Source organism: Streptomyces sp. NPDC020780 (genome assembly GCF_044334475.1).
Lineage (GTDB): Bacteria > Actinomycetota > Actinomycetes > Streptomycetales > Streptomycetaceae > Streptomyces.
This window is the reverse complement of the sequence record NZ_JBIRTB010000002.1, coordinates 225089-246079: the sequence shown is the minus strand read 5'-3', so window position 1 is coordinate 246079 and position 20991 is coordinate 225089. Positions and strand designations below refer to the sequence as shown.

Here is a 20991-nt window from a genome sequence, read left to right as displayed (position 1 = left end):
CGATCCACCGCTCACCACCGTGACGAGCATCACTCGCCCGCGTGGTTGAGTCCCACCCTTTGTGTGAACCCGACGAAGCCGCCGACCATCGCTTTGTGGGCGGCTGATGGTGATCGGGCGACGCCCCGTCGGCTAACGTCACCCCCAGTCCGTCCCACCCGTCCTGCTGCCCTACCCGCGGAGTCCCGATGAGCACTGCTGCCGCCCCCACCCGTTCCGGAGTGGTCCTCGCCGACCTGCTGCCCGTGGCCCGGCACCGCTACGCCGTGGACACGGCGCTGGTCGCCGCCGGCGCCGCGCTCACCGGCATCGCGGCCCAGATCGCCGTGCCCGTCCCCGGCTCCCCGGTCCCCGTCACCGGCCAGACGTTCGCCGCGCTGCTCATCGGCACCGCGCTCGGCGCCCGCCGCGGCTTCCTCGCCCTGGCCCTGTACGCGGTCGTCGGCATGGCCGGCGTGCCGTGGTTCTCCGAGGGCAGCTCGGGAGCCGGCGGCGCCTCCTTCGGTTACGTCCTGGGCATGCTGCTCGCCGCCACGGTCACGGGCGCTCTGGCCCGCCGCGGCGGTGACCGCTCCGTCCTGCGCACCGCGGGCACCATGGCCGTCGGCTCACTGATCATCTACGCCGTCGGCGTGCCCTACCTCGCGCTCTCCACCGGGATGTCGGCGGGCGCGGCCGTCGCCGCCGGCCTCACCCCGTTCCTGATCGGCGACGCGCTCAAGGCCGCCCTGGCCATGGGCGCGCTGCCCGCCTCCTGGAAGCTCCTCGGGCGTCGCGGCTGACACCGCAGGAACCACCGAACAGGCTCGCCGGGTCGTGACGCGACACCAGCCCGGCGGGCCTTTCGCGTGTCCGGGCGCAGGGGGAACCCCCGGTGCGGCCGTCGCCGCCGAACGAGGAGTTCAGGGACCGGCCCACCCTCCGGCGCCAGTTCCCCGATGTCCCGCGCGTACGGCACGCGTACAGCGCCCGTACCGCCGCCACCTACGTGCCATCGGGCGGGGCGGACAGCCGCGGCAGGAAGCCCGCGTCGCGGAGGCCGGTCCCCACGCGGCCCATCCGCGGGTGCTGACCGGCGTCCCCATTCCGCTCGCGACCGGGCCGGACCGCCCGTGCCGGGTCGGCGTGGACCCTGACGCGCCGGCCCGCGAGGACGCGTCCCGCACGGCGGCCTGTGCGCCGGCCGGGTCCCGGGCCTCGGCGAGGAACGCGCACGGCGTACAGGGGGGAAAGCGGTCCGGAAAGGAGGCGGGGGCGGTGGTCATGGGAGAGGCTCTCCTCCCGCTCGCGTGACCCGCGCGCCGAAGGAGAGCCTCCCGCAATATCCGACACCCGCCGTCAGGTGTCCCGCCCGGTCACTCGACCGGGGCTGTTCCCGCCTTCCTGGCGCGGGCGTCGCGTACCAGGGAGACGGCCACCACCAGCGCGGCGACCAGCAGCGAGAGGAGCACCTGCTCCCGCCCGGCGTCGTCGGTCAGCATGTAGACGAGGACGAACGAGATCATCGCGATGGTCGCCCACGTCAGGTACGGGAAGAGCCACATCCGTACGACGAGCTTCTCGGGCGACTCGCGCAGGATGATGCCCCGCATCCGCAGCTGCGTGAAACAGATCACCAGCCAGACGAACAGGGCGACCGCACCGGAGGAGTTCAGCAGGAACTGGAACACCGTGTCGGGCCACTGGTAGTTGAAGAACACGGCCACGAAGCCGAACACGACGGACGAGAGGATGGCCGTCTGCGGCACGCCCCGCCTGTTCACCTTGGCGAACGCCCTGGGCGCGTCGCCCCGCTCCCCGAGCGAGAAGGCCATGCGCGAGGCCGTGTAGAGGCCGGAGTTGAGGCAGGACAGCACGGCGGTCAGCACGATGACGTCCATGACCTGGCCGGCGTGCGGAATGCCGATGACGTTCAGTGCGGCGACGTACGAGCCGTCCTCGACGATCGAGGGGTCGTTCCACGGCAGCAGCGTCAGGACGACGAAGATCGAGCCCAGGTAGAAGATGGCGATGCGCCAGATCACACTGTTGGTGGCTTTGGAGACCGCCCGCCGCGGGTCCTCCGACTCGCCGGCCGCCAGGGTCACGATCTCGCTCCCCATGAAGGAGAAGACGACCATCAGCACACCCGTGAGGATGGCGCCCGGACCCTCGGGGAAGAAGCCGCCGGTGTCCGTGAGATGGGCGAGTCCCGAACCCCCGCCGTCCGAGCCGGGCAGCACGCCGAAGACGGCGAGCAGGCCGACGACGACGAAGGCGCCGATCGCCACGACCTTGATCCCGGCGAACCAGAACTCGAACTCGCCGTACGAGCCCACGGAGACCAGGTTGGTCGCCGTCAGTACCACCATGACGATCAGGGCCCAGGCCCACTGCGGCACACCCGGGACCCAGCCCTCCAGGATCTTGGCACCCGCCGTGGCTTCGACGGCGAGCACCACGACCCAGAAGAACCAGTACAGCCAGCCGATCGAGAAGCCCGCCCAGCGGCCCAGGGCCCGGTCCGCGTAGGCGGAGAAGGAGCCGGAGCTCGGACGGGCGACGGCCATCTCGCCGAGCATCCGCATGACGAAGACGACCATCAGGCCGACCAGCGCGTACGACAGGAGAATGGCCGGTCCCGCGGCCGCTATGCCGGCGCCGGAGCCGACGAAGAGGCCCGCGCCGATGACGCCGCCGATGGCGATCATCGAGAGGTGGCGGTTCTTGAGGCCGGCCTTGAGGCCGTCCGGGGAGTGCGGCTGGTCCGGATCGCCGGGCTGGTGGCCCGACTGCTCCAGAGTCGTCTGCGACGTCATGGATCGAATCCTTACGTGTCTGATCGCGGGTGCCGGTCCTGCCGTCGCGAGGGTGGTGCGCGGCGCGTCACGCATTCAAGCCTGGACGGCACCGGAAGTGGAACCCTTTCATCCAGTTTTTTGACCCGATCGTTGCCGGAGTGGCGTCGCACACATCCGGGGTCCGGAGCCGCCCCGGTGGACGGCCCGACGGTCCGGACCCCGCTGACGGCTACCCCGTCCCGTCCGTGCCACACTTCGCCCCATGCGCGTGTACCTCGGTTCCGACCATGCCGGCTACGAACTCAAGAACCACCTCGTCGAGTGGCTCACGGCCCACGGCCACGAGGCCGTCGACTGCGGTCCCCACATCTATGACGCCCAGGACGACTACCCGCCGTTCTGCCTCCGCGCCGCCGAGCGGACGGCGGCGGACGAGGGCAGCCTCGGCATCGTCATCGGCGGCTCCGGCAACGGCGAGCAGATCGCCGCGAACAAGGTCAAGGGCGTACGGGCCGCACTCGCCTGGAGCGAGCAGACCGCCGCGCTCGGCCGTGAGCACAACAACGCCAACGTGGTCGCCGTCGGCGGCCGGATGCACACGCGTGAGGAGGCCACGAAGTTCGTCGAGATCTTCCTGGCCACCCCGTACTCGGGTGAGGAGCGCCACACCCGCCGCATCGAGATGCTGTCGGCTTACGAGACCACCGGCGAGCTCCCCCCCATTCCGGCGCACCACCCCCAGCAGGGCTGAACGGCCCCGTACCCGCTTCCCTGTGCCGCCGGGTCCCCGCCCGGCGGCACAGGCGTGTTCCCAGGAGATCCGCCGTGCCCGAGGGGCATACGATCCACCGCCTCGCCGCCGACCACCAGGAGCGGTTCGCCGGCGGGCCGGTGCGCGTCAGCAGCCCGCAGGGGAAGTTCGCCGCAGGCGCGGAGCTGCTCGACGGCCGGACCCTCACCGCCGTCGACGCCCACGGCAAGCACCTCTTCCTCGGCTTCGGCGGCGGCGGGGCCGCAGTCGGCGGACCCTCCTGGGTCCACATCCACCTCGGCCTGTTCGGCAAGCTCGGCTTCGGCACGGCGCCGGCCCCGCCGCCCACCGACACGGTCCGGCTCCGTCTCGTCAACGACGCCCACTACGCCGATCTGCGCGGCCCCACCACCTGCGCCCTGATCACCGGGCCCGAGAAACAGGCCATACACGACCGGCTCGGGCCGGACCCGTTGCGCACCGACGAGGACGGCGAGCGGGCCTGGCGCCGCATCTCCCGCAGCCGCGTCACGGTGGCCGCCCTGCTGATGGACCAGAAGACCGTCGCGGGCGTCGGCAACGTCTACCGTGCCGAGGTCCTCTTCCGGCACGGCATCGACCCGTACCGGCCGGGCAAGGACCTCACTCGCGGCGAGTGGGACGCCCTCTGGGCCGACCTCGGCGAGCTGATGCGCGAGGGCGTGCGGAACAACCGGATCGACACGGTCCGCCCGGAGCACCTGCCCGAGGCCATGGGCCGGCCGCCGCGCGTCGACGACCACGGGGGAGAGGTCTACGTCTACCGCCGCGCCCGCCAGGCCTGCCATGTCTGCGGCACCGCGATCCGTACGGCGGACCTGGCGGCCCGCAACCTCTTCTGGTGTCCGGCCTGCCAGAGCCGCTGAGGGCCGACCCACGTCCCGGTGGCACGGTCCGGCGCGTGCTCAGAACCCGTGGGGGCACCACGGCTCCACGTCCGAGGAGAACGCCGAGGACACCTCGGCCACCGCGCCCCGCCGCGTCTCCCGGACCCGCCCGGCGGCGGCCAGCGCCGTCAGCGACACCCCGCCGAGGTACACGGCCCCCAACTCGCGCACGGACAGCGCGAGATCAGCGGGGTCTTCGGTACGGCGGCAGGAGGCCACGCCCTTCGCGTCCGCGGTCAGCCGCCAACGCCCGGCGTTCCACGGGCAGAAGGAGTCCTCCACGTCCAGCACCACATTCACCGGGGACCGGTAGCTCCGCGCCTCGAGAGCCGTGCCCACCTCGACCAGGCGGACGTACAGCCCGTCCCGCACGCGCACGTCGCAGCGCCGTACGTCCGAGACCAGGTGCAGCACGGCGTCGTCCGGCGGCCGGTTGGAGCACTCGACGACCGAGGTCAGGTCGATCCCGAAGAGGAAGCGCCACAGGACCGCGTAGGAAGCCGGATCCAGCGCCCAGAGATCCCGCAGCAGCACCCGTCCCCTGGGCCCCTCGTGATCCCAGTCCGGCCTCATCCGGTACGTCGCGTAGCCGGTGACCCGGCCGTCCCGCTCCGCGAGGACGCACAGCAGAGGGGAACCGCCGTCCCTGTCCCGCGCCGAATCGAGGACCGCCATCCGGTCCCACCCGGGCTGCCGCACCGGGGCGCCGGGCCGGGCGGCCGCCAGCTCCGCGTACACCGCCTCGCAGGCGGCGAGCGCCTGCTCCGGGGACGCGTACCGCACCCGCACGCCGTCCGTGCCGGGCGGCACGTCGAGGTGCACGCGTGACGTGTCGATCCGCATGTTCATCTCGCGGGTGGCCGCGCCGTAACCGAAGCGGCCGTAGATGCCGGGCTCCGAGGCCAACAGCACCGCGAGGGGTTCCCCCCACGAACGGACATCGTCCAACTGCCGCCGCATCATCGAGGTCAGCAGTCCCCGCCTGCGGTGCGTGGCCGCGACGCTGACCATCGTCACACCGGCGGCGGCCACCTCGGACCCCCCGGGTACCGTCACACGGAAGCGGTGCGCGCCGGCCGTGGCCACCCAGTCGGCACCGTCCCGGTGGCCGATCGACCGCTCCGGGGCGGCCAGCTCGGCGTACATCTCGCGGGTCTCCGGGGACATGAGGGCACCGCCGAAGGCGAGTTCGAGACATTCGAACCACGCGGACCACTCGGACGCGCTCGGTACCCGCAGCTCTGTTGTCATATGCCATGCCTACCAGTGGCCGGGCAGACGGGCGACCCATTTTCCGACACATTGTCACAGGGGTCCCCCTGCACCGGAGGCCGCGCAGTGGATAAGGTCCCCGCAATGGCCCGTCGCGAAGGAGTAGACGCGTACCCGGCCCGGTGGCGAAGATCGGCGCACCGGGCGCGCATCGCGCTGCGCAGGTCGGGGGTCGACTACTTCCGTGGGGACGGGTCGGACTGGATAGCCCTCGCCGGTCTGCTGCTCACCGTTCCGGCGATCGCGGGGGCGGGCCTGATCAACCCGGTGTGGTGCTCACCGGCGGCCCTGGCCCTGCCGGTCGTCGCAGGCGGCCTGCTGCTGCGGCCGGCCAGCCTGCTGGGGCTCTACGCCGCCGCCGCGACCGCCCTGATCGTGGAGTCCATCGCCCTCGGCCCCTATACGGAGGGCCCCGCCCGGGTCACCCCGGGCATCGTCCTGGTCGTGGCCGCCTGCGGCTTCTTCGGACTCGTACTCGCCCAGTTCCGGGCCCGGGTCGGGGTGCCGTGGCGACGCGGCGGCACCATGCTCTTCGACCTCCGCGAACGCATCCGCGTCCAGAGCGCCCTGCCGCGGCTGCCCCAGGAGTGGCACTGCGAGATGGCGCTCCGTCCGGCGGGCGGCCAGTCCTTCTCCGGCGACTTCGTCGTCGCGGCCCGCACCGGCGGCGGACGGACGCTGGAAGCGGTGCTCACCGACGTGTCCGGCAAGGGCATGGACGCCGGCTCCCGGGCCCTGCTGCTGTCCGGGGCCTTCGGCGGTCTCCTGGGCTCACTGCCGCCGCACGGCTTCCTGCCCGCCGCCAACGGCTACCTCCTGCGCCAGGACTGGGACGAGGGCTTCGCCACGTCCATCCACCTCGTCCTGGACCTGGAGTCGGGGGACTACGAACTCCTCTCGGCCGGCCATCCTCCTGCCCTGCAACTGCACGCCGGAAGCGGCCGGTGGGAGGAGAAGGCGGCCGAGGGGCCGCTCCTGGGGGTGTACGACGGGGCGCAGTTCGACGCGGTGAAGGGCTCGCTGGCACCGGGTGACGTGCTGATGCTGTTCACGGACGGACTCGTGGAAGCCTCCGACCGGGACATGGCCGAGGGCATCGACCGGCTGACGGGCGAGGCCGACCGCTACGTCACCACCGGCTTCGAGGGCGCGGCCTGGCACCTCATCGAGGCCTGCGCGAAGGACGTCAACGACGACCGCGCGCTGCTCCTGTTGTCGCGTCGCGCCTGAACCGCAGGAACCGTGCGAACCGGACGAAATCCGTCCGTGCGTCAATGCGGCGCGACTTTTTCACTCGAACGTGAAGACGCCTGGCAGGACCGCCGGATGAGGGCACCGGGCGGACGCTCCGGGCGGAGGAAGCCCCCGGAGGCGGTTCGGGAGCCGGCCCGGGCAGGCGGAGGTCCGGGCACACGGCCCGGGTGGGTGGCCACCGCGCTCCGCCGTCCCGGGATGCGGCGCGCGAGGGCACCGCCCCGCCCCGGGCCGTGTGCCGTCCCTCAGACCGGTGCGGCCTCCCTCTCCGTGTCCCGTTCCCGCTCACGGCCTCCGGGCAGGATCCCGGCCAGCCAGTGCGACCGGCCGGCCGCCAGGGGTGACAGGACCGCGAGCAGGAGCACGTACCCGGCGATGAACGGGGAGAGCCGCTCGTCCAGACCCGCGCCCGCCGCCATGGTGGCGAGGATGAGCGCGAACTCGCCGCGCGCCAGCAGGGTGGTGGAGATGTTCGCCGTCGCCTGCGGACCGAAGCCGTAGACCCGGGCGGCGGCAAGCCCGGCGAAGACGTTCATCGCCATGGTCACCGCCACGGCGGCCAGCACCGGCCACACCACGCTCGGGAGGTCGCCCGGGTCGATGGACAGTCCGAAGGCGAAGAAGAAGATCGCGCCGAAGGCATCCCGGAGCGGATGGACCAGCTTGAGGATGCGGTCGCCCGATGCGGTGCTTCCCAGCATCAAGCCCACCATGAACGCGCCGATGGCGTCCGCGACGCCGAACCACTCCGAGACCCCGGCCACGAAGACGGCCGCCCCGAGGAAGGAGATGACGAGCAGTTCGTCGTCCCTGGTGTGGAACAGCCTGCCGACCACCTTGGTGCCGAACCTGGCCACCACGGCGAGCAGCAGCAGGAAGCCGAAGGCCTTGCCGCCGTCGAGCACCGCCGCGGCGAGGTTGTCCGCACCGGACAGGATCGGCTGCAGGGCGGCCAGGTAGAGGGCGAGGAAGACGTCCTCCACGACGATGATGCCCAGGATCGGCCGCGTCTCCGGATTGCCGATCCGGCCCAGGTCCACCAGGACCTTCGTGACGATCGCGGACGAGGAGATGCCCAGCACCCCGGCGAGCACCAGCGCCTCCGAGGTGCCCCAGCCCAGCGCGAAGCCGAAACCGAGACCCGCGCCCACGTTGAGGGCGAGATAGGTGCCGCCGGCGAGCGCCATCTTGCGCCCGCCCTTCTTCAGGTCGTCCAGATGGAATTCGAGGCCGAGGTAGAAGAGGAGGAGTACGAGGCCGAGTGCGGAGAGCATCTCCAGCTCGTGGGGATCCTCGACGAGGACGACCCCGGGGGTGTGCGGGCCGAGCAGCATTCCGGCCAGGATGAACAGCGGGATGGTCGGCAGTCCGATGCGGCCGCCGAGGCGGGCGAGAACGGCGGCGGCCAGGAAGGCGCCCCCCATGGCGATGAGTGTGTCTGCGTGTCCGATGAGCCTGTCCTTCGCTTGGTCAAGAGAGCGTCAAGAAATCGTCAGTAATTAGTTTACCGAACGACTGGCGCGGCTCTCCGGGACCGCAGGAGGTGCGGCGCACCTCGACCCCTGGGAGGAGTTGCCGGCCGGGCGTACAGTCGGGCGCATGCCGACTCCGCACCTGTCCCTGGCCGAGGTCGAGGCGATCGCCCGCGAGGCCCACCGCACCCGGACGGACAAGGCCGGCCGCCCCTATGCCGAGCATCTCGCCGCAGTCGCCGACGGGGTGCGGAGCCGGGGCGGCACGGACGAGCAGACAGCCGCCGCCTGGCTGCACGACGCCGTGGAGGACGACGCGCTCTCCCGGCAGTGGCTGGACGAGGCAGCCCTGCCGCAGCGGGTGAAGGACATGGTCCTCGCCGTCACCAGACGGGACGGCGAGGACCTGGCTGCGTACGTGGAGCGGATTCTGGCCACCCCGGGGGCGTTGCTGATCAAGGAGTCGGACCTGGCGCACAACGCGGACCCCGACCGCCTCGCGGTCCTGGAGCCGGCGACCCGTAGCCGCCTGACGGAGAAGTACGCCTTGATGCGCGGGCTGTTGGGGCTGTCCGGGGGCCCTGCGCCCGCCCCGGGGCGGGAACCGGACGAGTGAGTACCGGGCTGCGCCGACCCGGACGGGACCGGACGCTCAGGGCGGGCTCAGCGCTCGGTCAGGTCCCGGCGGAACGCCCAGTTCATCTCGGGCTCGGTGGCGAAGCGCAATGCGCGCCGGACCGGCGGGGTGCACAGCAGGGTCACCGCCGCAGCCGCGACGAGGGAGACGAGGACCAGCCCGGCGGGCTCCGAGAGCCACGGGTACCGGTCGAACAGCCCCACGTATCCGGCGCCCTTCACCAGGAAGCCGTGCAGGAGATAGCCGCAGATCGTTCCCGCGCCCAGCACCGTGAACCAGAGGTGACGGCGCGGTACCCAGGCCAGGAAGCCGGCCGTGAGAAGCAGCGCGCACCCGAACATCGCGAGGGACATCACGGCCCCTGACCACCACGGGGCCCCCAGTTCCTGGGCGCTGCTGCTGCGGTAGAACCAGCCGAGCCGCATGCGCGGTGCGGCCCAGTAGGCGAAGAGCAGGGCCCCCGCGAACAACGGCAGGGAGAGCAGCCTGACCTCGCGCCGGCGGACGAGCGCGAAGTGCTCGGGCTTCAGCAGGAGCCCGAGCACGAAGAACGGCAGGAGTTGCAGGACGCGTTGCAGGTCCAGGTCGTCACCGATGCCCGGCGTCAGGGAGGCGAGTACGGCGAGCGTGAGCGCCACCGGCAGCGGATGGCGCAGCGAACGCCACAGCGGCGTGGTGACCCGCCAGACGAACAGGGCGATCAGGAACCAGGTGAGGTACATCGGGTCGAGGAGTGTGATGGCCACGTCGTCCGCGCCCGCGTACCGCCTGAACAGCGAATAGGCCGTCTCGAACAGCACGTAGGGCACGGCGACCCCGGTGACCAGACGCTTCACCCTGGCCGGACTCATGTCGAACGACCGTGAGAAATAACCGGAAACAAGGATGAACGCGGGCATGTGGAACGTGTACACGAACATGTACAGCGCCCGCGTGGCACGGCTGCCGTCCATGACCGGTTCCCATGCGTGCGCCACGGCGACGAGCACGATCGCGAGGTACTTCACGTTGTCGAAGTAGGCGTCACGCCGCTTCGCCGACGCAGGGGCAGGCGCCGCCGGAGCATGGCGCGCGACCGTCGCGGCGGCCGTCGGAATCTGCTGGTGTCCGGGCTCCGACTCCCGGGTCTCCGGGGGGATCGGGGCCCTCTGAATTTCGCTCGGAGCTTTGAACATCTAAGGCACCCTAGACCCGTCGATCGGCGCGCGTAAAACCTCATTCCGTGGCGCGTGTTCCCGGCCGTCGAGAAATGAAACCACCAGCAAATGTCCTCTATGGAGCGTTTTGTCTCCACCAAATCGGTCAGATCGACAAGTGGTTGGCGGGGTCAATTTCCTCGCATCAGCCGCCCGCAGAATGCTGTGAATGAAGTGTGGGGATATGGAAACCGTCACATCGGCGAATATTCGAATGGGTTTCGCACAGTGGATGCACAGCTTTCCTTGAGCCCGCTGTGAGGCCGGTCCGCGCCCCGTGGCGAGGTCTGCCGTGCGGCCCGCCCCGGGCCCCGCGTGGCGAGGGCGCGGTGGGCCCGCCCGGGCGCCACCGGACCCGGCATCTCCCGGTGTTTCACCGGCACATGCTCCCCACGCGCCAGGCGTGCGCGGGCGCGGGTATGGCGCGATCCGGCCAGTCGGCTTCGTCACGCGGCAGCACGCACAGGGGAGTTGGTGGCACGATGGGCGCGACGGAGGTGTGCTCGGCCGCACGCCGCCGGGCCGGCAAGGCGGACCGACCAAGGGTGTGATCAGTCGTGGCCATTTCACTGTCTGTGGTGCTTCTGCTGGGGATTGTCCTGGTGGTGCTGATCCGCGGCGGATCCCTCAAGGGCGGGCCGGCGGTCGTCGCCGTGCTCTTCGGCTTCTTCCTGGCCTCGACGGGCATGGCTCCGTCGATCAACAGATTCATGAACTCGATAGCGGACACGATCAACCAGATCAGCTTCTGATCGGCTCCTGATCGTTCCTGAGCGGGCTCTGCTCCGCTTCCGGGCGGGTCCCGTCCGGTCCGCGGGCGGGGCCCGCTCCGGCATGCCGTCGGCCGGCTCTTCACGGGTCCGCGAACGCCACAGGGCCAGGCCGGAGGATGATCCTCTGACCTGGCCCTGAGCCGGTGGAGCGGGCGACGGGAATCGAACCCGCGTAGCTAGTTTGGAAGACTAGGGCTCTACCATTGAGCTACGCCCGCACGTGCCGTACCGCAGGTTCCTGGACCGCGGCACGGAAAGCATCGTAGCGGGTCGGGGAAGGTCCGCGCACACCCGCATGCCGGCGTGGCCCCCGCGGCGCTGTGCAAAACGGCCGACGCACCGCTTGCGGGCATGTACCCTACGTGTCGCACCGACGGGGTGTGGCGCAGCTTGGTAGCGCGTCCGCTTTGGGAGCGGAAGGTCGTCGGTTCGAATCCGGCCACCCCGACCACCAGCAAGATCGCACAGGCAAGATCGCGTTGTGGGAGTCATCCCGCTTGCCGTTACTATGCAAATTGCGTGCCCGTGTGTCTGATGTACCGGGCTCGATCCGCGAAGCCGCCTCTCGGCGGCCCAGCAGAACCCCAAGAAGTCAGCCACCAAGGAGACCGAACCGTGAAGAGCGCCGTGGAGACCCTGAACCCGACCCGGGTTCGGCTCAGCATCGAGGTGCCCTTCGAGGAGCTCAAGGACAGCCTCGACGCGGCGTACAAGAAGATCAACCAGCAGGTCACGGTGAAGGGCTTCCGTAAGGGCAAGATCCCCAACCGGGTCATCGACCAGCGGTTCGGCCGTGGTGCGGTGCTGGAGGAGGCCGTCAACGACGCCCTTCCGAAGTTCTACACCGAGGCTGTCAACGAGGGTGAGCTCAACGTTCTGGGCCAGCCCGAGGTCGACATCACCGAACTCAAGGACGGCGAGCTGCTGGCCTTCACCGCCGAGGTGGACGTCCGTCCCGAGATCGAGATTCCGGACTACTCCGGCATCGAGGTCACCGTGGACGCACTCGAGGTCACCGACGAGGACGTCGACAAGGCCGTGGAGCAGCTCCGTGAGCGCTTCGCCTCCACCAACCCGGTCGAGCGTCCCGCCGCCGAGGGCGACGTCGTGACGATCGACCTGGAGGCCAAGGTCGACGGAGAGGTCCTGGAGGACGGCGTGGCCGCCGGTGTCTCGTACACCATCGGTTCCGGCGAGCTCCTCGAGGGCATCGACGAGGCCGTGACCGGCCTGGAGGCCGGTGGCGAGGCCACCTTCACCTCCGAGCTGAAGGGCGGCTCCGCCGAGGGCAAGGAAGCGGAGGTCACCGTCAAGGTCGCTTCCGTCGCCTCCCGCGAACTTCCCGAGCTGGACGACGACTTCGCGCAGATGGCGAGCGAGTTCGACACGCTCGCCGAGCTCCGTGAGGACAGCCGCAAGCGCCTCGAGAACACCAAGCAGTACGACCAGGCCACCCAGGCCCAGGAGCGCGTCCTGGACGAGCTGCTGAAGCTGGCCGAGGTCCCGATCCCCGAGAAGCTCCTCGCGGACGAGGTCCAGACCCGCAAGCACAACCTCGAGCACCACCAGCTCGGCCAGATGGGTCTCGACCTCGAGAAGTACCTCGAGATCCAGGGCAAGACGCTCGAGGAGTTCGAGGCCGAGACCGCCGAGCAGGCCGTCAAGGGCATCAAGACCCAGTTCATCCTGGACGAGCTCGTCAACAAGGAGAAGCTGAACGTCAACCAGGAGGAGCTCACCGAGCACCTCATGCGGCGTGCCGCTTCCTCCGGCATGAGCCCGGACCAGTTCGCCCAGGCCGTCGTCGAGGGCGGCCAGGTGCCGATGCTCGTCGGCGAGGTAGCCCGCGGCAAGGCGCTCGCCGTCGTCGTGGAGGCCGCCAAGGTCGTCGACACCAACGGTGAGATCGTCGACCTGGAGGACGAGGAGGAGGAGGCCGCCGAGACGGCCGAGGCCGCCGCCGAGGACGCGTCCGAGGCTCCCGCCGCCGAGAAGGACGACGAGAAGAGCGACGAGAAGTCCGAGGCCTGAGCCTCGCACTGATCGGCACGCCCGATCGCACCGACGGGCTCCGGACGTATCGCGTCCGGAGCCCGTCGGCATATCGGCGCCCGCACCCCCGGACCCTTGTGCGGACTGCTGACCTTGCGCTCCCAGCGAACAGTTGGGGAACCGGGATGGCGTTGTCCCACCTGCGCGTTAGGGTCCATGAAGAGGAAGGGTCGGGTAATCCCGGCCCACCCGGTACGAAGACGCTGAGACGGCCGGAGCCGTCAGAGACGAGCAGGTGGATACGTGACGAATCTGATGCCCTACGCCGCCGGAGAGCCGTCCCTCGGTGGAGGCCTCGGTGACCAGGTCTACAGCCGACTGCTCGGCGAGCGCATCATCTTCCTCGGTCAGCAGGTCGACGATGACATCGCCAACAAGATCACCGCACAGCTCCTGCTCCTTGCCGCCGACCCCGACAAGGACATCTACCTCTACATCAACAGCCCCGGCGGTTCGGTGACGGCCGGCATGGCGGTCTACGACACCATGCAGTACATCCCGAACGACGTGGTCACCATCGGCATGGGCATGGCGGCCTCCATGGGCCAGTTCCTGCTCACCGGCGGTTCGGCGGGCAAGCGCTTCGCGCTTCCGAACACCGACATCCTCATGCACCAGGGCTCGGCCGGCATCGGCGGCACCGCCTCGGACATCAAGATCCAGGCCGAGTACCTGCTCCGCACGAAGAAGCGGATGGCGGAGATCACCGCCCACCACTCCGGCCAGACCGTGGAGACGATCATCCGCGACGGTGACCGCGACCGCTGGTACACCGCGGACGAGGCCAAGGAGTACGGCCTCATCGACGAGATCATCACGTTCGCGTCGGGCATCCCGGGCGGCGGCGGCACCGGCGCCTGATCCGGCCTCCCCACCGGACCACGCGCCCCCGCAGACCTCTCGTACGCCACTCGTACGCCGAGCAGCCCCCCAGCCCACATGAACGCCACCAGGATGGTGAACACGCATATGAACAACTTCCCCGGCGCCTCCGCGAGCGGCCTCTACACCGGCCCGCAGGTGGACAACCGCTACGTCGTCCCGCGCTTCGTCGAGCGCACCTCGCAGGGCGTGCGCGAGTACGACCCGTACGCGAAGCTCTTCGAGGAGCGCGTGATCTTCCTCGGTGTCCAGATCGACGACGCCTCGGCCAACGACGTCATGGCGCAGCTGCTGTGCCTGGAGTCGATGGACCCGGACCGCGACATCTCGATCTACATCAACAGCCCCGGCGGCTCGTTCACCGCGCTCACCGCGATCTACGACACGATGCAGTTCGTGAAGCCGGACATCCAGACGGTCTGCATGGGCCAGGCGGCCTCCGCCGCCGCCGTCCTGCTCGCCGCGGGCACGCCGGGCAAGCGCATGGCGCTCCCGCACGCCCGGGTGCTCATCCACCAGCCGTCCTCGCAGACGGGCCGTGAGCAGCTCTCCGACCTGGAGATCGCGGCCAACGAGATCCTGCGGATGCGCACCCAGCTCGAGGAGATGCTGGCCAAGCACTCCACCACCTCGCTGGAGAAGATCAGCGAGGACATCGAGCGCGACAAGATCCTTACCGCGGAGGACGCACTCGAGTACGGTCTGGTGGACCAGATCGTCTCCACCCGCAAGACCACAGCCGGCGCGTCCGTCTGACGTCGGTCTTTTCCCCTTGGCACCTTCCGTTCGCACGGCCCCGGCCGTGTGAACCGTGCCAAGGGGGGCCCGAACGGGGGGTCAGGCAAGGTACCGTCGGATAGAGGCACCAGGAGCCGCTGAACCAGGCTGCTCCCAGGCGAAGGGGAAGCACCTCGTGGCACGCATCGGTGATGGCGGCGACCTGCTCAAGTGCTCGTTCTGCGGAAAGAGCCAGAAGCAGGTGAAGAAGCTCATCGCGGGACCCGGTGTGTACATCTGCGACGAGTGCATCGATCTCTGCAACGAGATCATCGAGGAGGAGCTCGCCGAGACCTCCGAGGTGCGGTGGGAGGAACTCCCCAAGCCGCGCGAGATCTACGAGTTCCTCGAGGGGTACGTCGTCGGGCAGGAGCCCGCGAAGAAGGCCCTCTCGGTCGCTGTGTACAACCACTACAAACGGGTCCAGGCAGGGGAGAACGGCGGCGGTCGCGACGACGCGATCGAGCTCGCCAAGTCCAACATCCTGCTGCTCGGCCCCACGGGCTCGGGCAAGACGCTGCTGGCGCAGACGCTGGCCCGCATGCTCAACGTCCCGTTCGCCATCGCCGACGCGACGGCGCTGACGGAGGCCGGGTACGTCGGCGAGGACGTCGAGAACATCCTGCTCAAGCTGATCCAGGCGGCGGACTACGACGTCAAGAAGGCCGAGACCGGGATCATCTACATCGACGAGATCGACAAGGTCGCCCGCAAGAGCGAGAACCCGTCGATCACCCGCGATGTCTCCGGCGAGGGCGTCCAGCAGGCCCTGCTGAAGATCCTGGAGGGCACCACCGCCTCCGTACCCCCGCAGGGCGGACGGAAGCACCCGCACCAGGAGTTCATCCAGATCGACACGACGAACGTCCTGTTCATCGTGGGCGGCGCCTTCTCGGGCCTGGAGAAGATCATCGAGTCCCGGGCCGGCGCGAAGGGCATCGGTTTCGGCGCGACGATCCGGTCCAAGCTGGAGATCCAGGCGAGCGACCAGTTCCAGGAGGTCATGCCGGAGGACCTGGTGAAGTTCGGGATGATCCCCGAGTTCATCGGCCGTCTCCCCGTGCTGACCTCGGTCCACAACCTGGACCGCGAGGCGCTGCTCCAGATCCTGGTCGAGCCGCGCAACGCCCTGGTGAAGCAGTACCAAAGGCTGTTCGAACTCGACGGCGTGGAGCTGGACTTCGAGCGCGAGGCGCTGGAGGCCATCGCGGACCAGGCGATCCTGCGCCAGACCGGCGCACGTGGCCTGCGGGCCATCATGGAGGAAGTCCTCCAGTCCGTGATGTACGAGGTCCCGTCCCGCAAGGACGTGGCCCGCGTGGTCATCACCCCGGACGTCGTCCGCGACAACGTCAACCCGACGCTGGTCCCGCGCGAGCCGCGCACGATCGGCAAGAACGACGGCGGCCGCCACGAGAAGTCCGCGTAGCGGCGGCGCACCACAGACGCCGAAGGGGCGCCCGGCCACTGGCCGGGCGCCCCTTTTCGGGCCCGAGGGCATTAGTTAGTGCAAATATTTTTTTGCTGTGGACGGTCCGTACGAACTCAGATTCTTCGCAGATGTCCTGGACTGGATTCATAGGCTGGCCAAGGAGGATCCGGATAGTCACGATCACGTCATCGCCGCGCTGGAGCGTCTTGAGGAGGCCGGTCCGGCATTACGGCGACCGACGGTCGGGGCTGTCGAAGACAGTCGGTACCGCAACATGCGCGAGCTCCGCCCACGCAACGGCAGCACGGTCAGCATCCGGATGCTCTTCGTGTTCGGTCCCGTGCGGCGCGCTGTCTTCCTCGTCGCCGGAAACAAGGCGAGCGGACGGCAATGGGCGGCCTGGTACCCGAAGGCGGTCAAAGAGGCCGACGCCAAGTACATGGCTTACCTTGAGGCTCTGAAGGAGGAGGACGGATGAATCTCGGTGGCATGGCCGATCTCGCGGCTGACATCACCCCGGAGAAGCGCGCTCGCATTGACGCGATCAAGAACGAGATGGTCGACGCGGAGCGAGGACATGAGCTCGCCTCTCTCCGGAGGGCGCAGGGGATGACCCAGGTTCAGGTGGCGAAGGCGATGGGCGTGACACAGGGGCGGATCAGCCAGATCGAGCGTGGTGGCGTACGTCTGGACACGTCGACCATGTCGGCTTACCTGCACGCCATCGGCGGCGAGCTGACCATACTGGCCACCGTCGGAAACGTCTCGGTGAAGCTCTGACTCGACGATCGCCCGGTCCGCACACGATCGGCAAGAACGACGGCGGCCGCCACGAGAAGTCCGCGTAGCGGCGGCGCACCGCAGACGCCGAAGGGGCGCCCGGCCAGTGGCCGGGCGCCCCTTCGCGCTGTGCGGAATCAGACCTTGGTGCGGGAGGTGTTGTAGAGCTTGGCGGCGAGGCCCGCCGCCTCGTCCTGGGACATCGGCTTGTTCGTCATGGCGCCACCGATGTCGAAGCCGATGACGGCGGCGACCGTGCTGTAGTCGGCCCAGACGCACACCGGCATCGTCATGTCCTTGGGGCCGTTCTGGACCGAGCCGTCGCCCTTCTCGTTGACGATCTTCATGTTCTGGCACTTCATCAGTGCGCCCTTGAAACCGGCCGGAGTGACCTTCTCCGGGCTGCCTACCAGCGAGCCCTTCGTGTCCTCGTCCTTCATGGTCTCCTTCTCGGCGCTCTTGAAGAAGGCGTCGATGACCTTGGCGGGGTCGTCGATCTGGCCCCAGGCCCCGTAGAGCATGAGCATCTTCGTGGTGAGCGGGTTCTGTGCCATGTCACCGCTCACGTACTGGGCGCTCGCCTGGCTGGGGTTCTTGACTCCCATGGCCTCCGACTCGGACTTCTCCTTGCCCGTGAGCGGGCCGGAGGGCGTCTTCTCGGACGTGTCCTGCTTGTATGCCTCCACCGAGGTGGCCGGCGTCAGCTTGTACCCCTTGGTGGAGTCCGCGACGTCGCTGTTGCCGGAGCCCCCGCCCGAGGTGAGGAAGTACACGCCGCCCGCGATCACGGCGAGCGCCACGACGGCCGCGCCGATGATGAGCCCGGTCTTCTTCTTCGGGGCGTTCGGCTGCGGAGGCATGCCGTACGGCTGCTGGCCGCCGTACGCGGGCTGCTGGCCGTACGGCGGCGTCGGCGGCTGCTGGCCGTACGGGCCCGGCTGCTGCTGGCCCTGCTGCGGGTAGCCGTAGCCCGGCTGCGGGGGCTGCTGCTGCGGCGGGACGCCCTGGGGGGCCTGCTGCGGGTAGCCGTAGCCGGGCTGGCCCTGGGGCTGGCCCTGGGGCTGGCCCTGCGGCGGTCCGCCGTAGGGGCCCGGCTGCTGTCCGTACGGTCCGGGCTGGCCCTGCGGCGGCTGCCCGCCGTACGGGCCCGGCTGGTTGTAACTCATCGCGCTGTCCCCTCCAGAATGCTTATGCGTTCCGAACATCCTGACGGAAGCCGCGCTGACATGGGGCATCGCAGCTCACACCGTTACTGAACAATCCTGTTTCAGTGCAGGACTGTGACGGCCCTAAACTGTCCCCCGTGACCGAGAACACTCAGCAGCAGACAGCCAGCAACCCCGAACTGCCGACCCAGTACGCGCCGGCCGAGGTGGAGGGGAAGCTGTACGAGCGCTGGGTAGAACGCGGGTACTTCGAAGCCGACGAGCACAGCGACAAGCCGCCCTACAGCATCGTCATCCCGCCGCCGAACGTCACCGGAAGCCTCCACCTGGGGCACGCCTTCGAGCACACCCTGATCGACGCCCTCGTCCGCCGTAAGCGCATGCAGGGCTTCGAGGCGCTGTACCAGCCCGGCATGGACCACGCGGGCATCGCCACCCAGAACGTCGTCGAGCGCGAACTCGCCAAGGAGGGCAAGTCCCGTCACGACCTGGGCCGCGAGGCCTTCGTCGAGCGCGTCTGGCAGTGGAAGAACGAGTCGGGCGGCCAGATCTCCGGCCAGATGCGCCGCCTCGGCGAGGGCGTCGCCTGGTCCCGTGAGCGCTTCACCATGGACGAGGGCCTGTCCAAGGCCGTCCAGACCGTCTTCAAGAAGATGTACGACGACGAGCTGATCTACCGCGCCGAGCGCATCATCAACTGGTGCCCGCGCTGTCTGACGGCGATCTCCGACATCGAGGTCGAGTACCAGGAGGACGACGGCGAGCTCGTCTCCATGACGTACGGCGAGGGCGACGAGACCATCGTCGTCGCCACCACCCGCGCCGAGACGATGCTGGGTGACACGGCGGTCGCCGTCCACCCCGACGACGAGCGCTACAAGCACCTGGTCGGCAAGCAGATCAAACTGCCGCTCACCGACCGCACGATCCCGGTCGTCGCCGACCACCACGTCGACCCCGAGTTCGGCACGGGTGCCGTCAAGGTGACCCCCGCGCACGACCCGAACGACTTCGAGATCGGCCGACGCCACGACCTTCCGTTCCTCACGGTCATGGACGAGCGGGCGGTCATCACCGTCCCCGGCCCCTTCGAGGGCCTGGACCGTCTGGAGGCCCGCTCCGCCATCGTCGCCGCGCTGCGCGCCGACGGCCGGATCGTCGCCGAGAAGCGCCCGTACGTCCACTCCGTCGGCCACTGCTCGCGCTGCAAGACGACCATCGAGCCGCGGCTCTCCCTCCAGTGGTGGGTCAAGGTCGCCCCGCTCGCCAAGGCGGCCGGTGACGCCGTCCGCGACGGCAGCGTCAAGATCCACCCGCAGGAGATGGAGAAGCGGTACTTCGACTGGGTCGACAACCTCCACGACTGGACGATCTCGCGCCAGCTCTGGTGGGGGCACCGCATCCCCGTCTGGTACGGGCCGAACGGCGAGGTCGTCTGCGTCGGACCGGACGACGAGGCGCCCACCGGTGAGGGCTGGACCCAGGACAGCGATGTCCTGGACACCTGGTTCTCCTCCGGCCTGTGGCCGTTCTCGACACTCGGCTGGCCCGAACAGACCGACAGCCTCGCGAAGTTCTACCCGAACTCCGTCCTGGTCACCGGCTACGACATCCTCTTCTTCTGGGTCGCCCGGATGATGATGTTCGGCCTGTACGTCAACGACGGCGTCCCGCCGTTCGGCACCATCGTCCTGCACGGCATGGTCCGCGACGAGCACGGCAAGAAGATGTCGAAGTCGTTCGGCAACGTGGTCAACCCGCTGGACTGGATGGACAAGTACGGCTCCGACGCGCTGCGCTTCACCCTCGCCCGCGGAGCCAACCCGGGCACCGACGTCCCGATCGGTGAGGAGTGGGTCCAGGGTTCGGCGAAGTTCTCCAACAAGATCTGGAACGCCACCCGCTTCGCCCTGATGAACGGCGCCACGATCGAGGGCGCCCTTCCCCCGGTCGAGGAGATGTCGGTCACCGACCGCTGGATCCTCTCCCGCCTCAACAAGACGGTCGCCGACGTCGACGCCTTCTACGACGACTACCAGTTCGCCAAGATCAGCGAGACGCTGCGCCACTTCGCCTGGGACGAGGTCTTCGACTGGTACGTCGAGCTGTCCAAGACCACGTTCTTCGCGGGCGGCCGCCCGGCGGAGGTCTCGGGCCGGGTCCTCGGCGAGGTCCTGGACGTGATGCTGCGGCTGCTGCACCCGATCGTCCCGTTCGTCACGGAGGCGCTGTGGACCGCGCTCACCGGGCGCGAGTCGATCGTCATCGCCGAGTGGCCGAGCGACTCCGGCTTCCGCGACGACGCGGCCGAGAAGGAGATCGAACTCGTCCAGCAGGTCGTCACCGAGGTCCGCCGCTTCCGCAACGACCAGGGCCTCCAGCCCGGCCAGAAGGTCCCGGCCGCGCTCACCCTGAGCGGCACGGCGCTCGCCCCGCACGAGGCGGCCATCCGGCAGCTCCTGCGCCTGCAGCCCGCCGGGGACGGCTTCCACGCCACCGCCTCCCTGCCCGTCGCCGGCGCCGTCGTCGCGCTCGACCTCTCGGGCACGATCGACGTCGCGGCGGAGCGCAAGCGCCTGACCAAGGACCTCGAGGCGGCCGAGAAGGAGAAGGCGCAGGCCACCGGCAAGCTCGGCAACGAGGCCTTCCTCGCCAAGGCGCCGGACCACGTGGTCGACAAGATCCGCGGCCGGCTCGCCAAGGCCGAGGCCGACATCGCGCGCGTCTCCGCCCAGCTGGCGCATCTGCCGCAGGACTGATGAGCTGACCACGGAGCCCCCGCACCCCCGACCGACCGGGAGCGCGGGGGTTTCGCCGTGCCCGGGAGGGGGAGCCGGGGCG

Annotated in this window: 18 protein-coding genes and 2 tRNA genes; 14 read left to right on the top strand and 6 right to left on the bottom strand. The window is 69.5% G+C overall.

Features of this window, described 5'->3' with window-relative positions; all coding sequences use genetic code 11:
• Positions 1-188 precede the first annotated feature (188 nt).
• Entirely contained in the window at positions 189-782 is a 594-nt protein-coding gene (locus ACH4VO_RS04505) for a biotin transporter BioY (RefSeq protein ID WP_360992106.1), read from the top strand.
• A 573-nt stretch (positions 783-1355) separates the two neighbouring features.
• Here the strand turns inward: ACH4VO_RS04505 and ACH4VO_RS04500 are convergent.
• The gene (locus ACH4VO_RS04500) at positions 1356-2798 is read right to left on the bottom strand and encodes an amino acid permease (RefSeq protein WP_360992104.1); all 1443 of its coding nucleotides are present in this window, start codon (positions 2796-2798) and stop codon (positions 1356-1358) included.
• A 244-nt stretch (positions 2799-3042) separates the two neighbouring features.
• Between ACH4VO_RS04500 and ACH4VO_RS04495 the strand changes: the two genes are divergently transcribed.
• Positions 3043-3531 carry a ribose-5-phosphate isomerase gene (locus ACH4VO_RS04495; protein WP_360992100.1) on the top strand — a complete coding sequence of 163 codons (489 nt, stop codon included), beginning with the start codon at positions 3043-3045 and terminating at the stop codon, positions 3529-3531.
• 74 nt (positions 3532-3605) lie between these two features.
• Positions 3606-4436 carry a DNA-formamidopyrimidine glycosylase family protein gene (locus tag ACH4VO_RS04490; RefSeq protein WP_360992098.1) on the top strand — a complete coding sequence of 277 codons (831 nt, stop codon included), beginning with the start codon at positions 3606-3608 and terminating at the stop codon, positions 4434-4436.
• A gap of 39 nt (positions 4437-4475) precedes the next feature.
• On the opposite strand, the gene ACH4VO_RS04485 is transcribed toward ACH4VO_RS04490, so the two are convergent.
• Positions 4476-5708, bottom strand: a complete 1233-nt coding sequence (locus ACH4VO_RS04485) for a GNAT family N-acetyltransferase (RefSeq protein ID WP_360992092.1) — start codon at positions 5706-5708, stop codon at positions 4476-4478.
• 105 nt (positions 5709-5813) lie between these two features.
• Between ACH4VO_RS04485 and ACH4VO_RS04480 the strand changes: the two genes are divergently transcribed.
• On the top strand, positions 5814-6959 hold the full coding sequence (locus tag ACH4VO_RS04480; RefSeq protein ID WP_360992089.1) for a PP2C family protein-serine/threonine phosphatase: 1146 nt from the start codon (positions 5814-5816) through the stop codon (positions 6957-6959).
• 269 nt (positions 6960-7228) lie between these two features.
• Here the strand turns inward: ACH4VO_RS04480 and ACH4VO_RS04475 are convergent, their stop codons facing one another.
• A complete protein-coding gene (locus tag ACH4VO_RS04475) occupies positions 7229-8407 on the bottom strand; it encodes a cation:proton antiporter (RefSeq protein ID WP_360992086.1) in 1179 nt (392 codons plus the stop codon).
• A 175-nt stretch (positions 8408-8582) separates the two neighbouring features.
• Here ACH4VO_RS04475 and ACH4VO_RS04470 point away from each other — a divergent pair, with 175 nt between their 5' ends.
• A complete protein-coding gene (locus tag ACH4VO_RS04470) occupies positions 8583-9071 on the top strand; it encodes an HD domain-containing protein (protein ID WP_360992084.1) in 489 nt (162 codons plus the stop codon).
• A 47-nt stretch (positions 9072-9118) separates the two neighbouring features.
• Here ACH4VO_RS04470 and ACH4VO_RS04465 read toward each other — a convergent pair whose 3' ends face one another.
• Positions 9119-10267, bottom strand: a complete 1149-nt coding sequence (locus ACH4VO_RS04465; RefSeq protein WP_360992082.1) for an acyltransferase family protein — start codon at positions 10265-10267, stop codon at positions 9119-9121.
• Positions 10268-10845: 578 nt separating this feature from the next.
• On the opposite strand from ACH4VO_RS04465, the gene ACH4VO_RS04460 reads away from it, so the two are divergent.
• Positions 10846-11040 carry a hypothetical protein gene (locus ACH4VO_RS04460; protein WP_145801539.1) on the top strand — a complete coding sequence of 65 codons (195 nt, stop codon included), beginning with the start codon at positions 10846-10848 and terminating at the stop codon, positions 11038-11040.
• 165 nt (positions 11041-11205) lie between these two features.
• Here ACH4VO_RS04460 and ACH4VO_RS04455 read toward each other — a convergent pair.
• Positions 11206-11279: transfer RNA gene (locus ACH4VO_RS04455), tRNA-Gly, on the bottom strand.
• A 156-nt stretch (positions 11280-11435) separates the two neighbouring features.
• On the opposite strand from ACH4VO_RS04455, the gene ACH4VO_RS04450 reads away from it, so the two are divergent.
• The 7 genes from ACH4VO_RS04450 to ACH4VO_RS04420 all read left to right on the top strand — a co-directional run bounded on the left by ACH4VO_RS04450 (position 11436) and on the right by ACH4VO_RS04420 (position 16984).
• Positions 11436-11512 (top strand) — tRNA-Pro (locus tag ACH4VO_RS04450).
• A gap of 164 nt (positions 11513-11676) precedes the next feature.
• A complete protein-coding gene (tig, locus tag ACH4VO_RS04445) occupies positions 11677-13092 on the top strand; it encodes a trigger factor (protein ID WP_360992078.1) in 1416 nt (471 codons plus the stop codon).
• Between the two features lie 276 nt (positions 13093-13368).
• Positions 13369-13974, top strand: a complete 606-nt coding sequence (locus tag ACH4VO_RS04440; RefSeq protein WP_360992152.1) for an ATP-dependent Clp protease proteolytic subunit — start codon at positions 13369-13371, stop codon at positions 13972-13974.
• Between the two features lie 93 nt (positions 13975-14067).
• Positions 14068-14751 (top strand): ATP-dependent Clp protease proteolytic subunit, encoded by a 684-nt coding sequence (locus ACH4VO_RS04435; RefSeq protein WP_069172792.1) that lies wholly within the window; start codon positions 14068-14070, stop codon positions 14749-14751.
• 157 nt (positions 14752-14908) lie between these two features.
• Positions 14909-16201, top strand: coding sequence for an ATP-dependent Clp protease ATP-binding subunit ClpX (gene clpX / locus ACH4VO_RS04430; protein WP_360992075.1), 1293 nt, complete (start codon positions 14909-14911; stop codon positions 16199-16201).
• 97 nt (positions 16202-16298) lie between these two features.
• A complete protein-coding gene (locus ACH4VO_RS04425; RefSeq protein WP_360992073.1) occupies positions 16299-16682 on the top strand; it encodes a type II toxin-antitoxin system RelE/ParE family toxin in 384 nt (127 codons plus the stop codon).
• Positions 16679-16984 carry a helix-turn-helix transcriptional regulator gene (locus ACH4VO_RS04420; RefSeq protein WP_360992070.1) on the top strand — a complete coding sequence of 102 codons (306 nt, stop codon included), beginning with the start codon at positions 16679-16681 and terminating at the stop codon, positions 16982-16984. The genes ACH4VO_RS04425 and ACH4VO_RS04420 overlap by 4 nt, the downstream gene beginning before the upstream one ends.
• A gap of 137 nt (positions 16985-17121) precedes the next feature.
• Here the strand turns inward: ACH4VO_RS04420 and ACH4VO_RS04415 are convergent, their stop codons facing one another.
• The gene (locus tag ACH4VO_RS04415; RefSeq protein WP_360992067.1) at positions 17122-18150 is read right to left on the bottom strand and encodes a hypothetical protein; all 1029 of its coding nucleotides are present in this window, start codon (positions 18148-18150) and stop codon (positions 17122-17124) included.
• Between the two features lie 137 nt (positions 18151-18287).
• On the opposite strand from ACH4VO_RS04415, the gene ACH4VO_RS04410 reads away from it, so the two are divergent.
• Positions 18288-20909 (top strand): valine--tRNA ligase, encoded by a 2622-nt coding sequence (locus ACH4VO_RS04410; RefSeq protein WP_360992065.1) that lies wholly within the window; start codon positions 18288-18290, stop codon positions 20907-20909.
• Positions 20910-20991 lie beyond the last annotated feature (82 nt).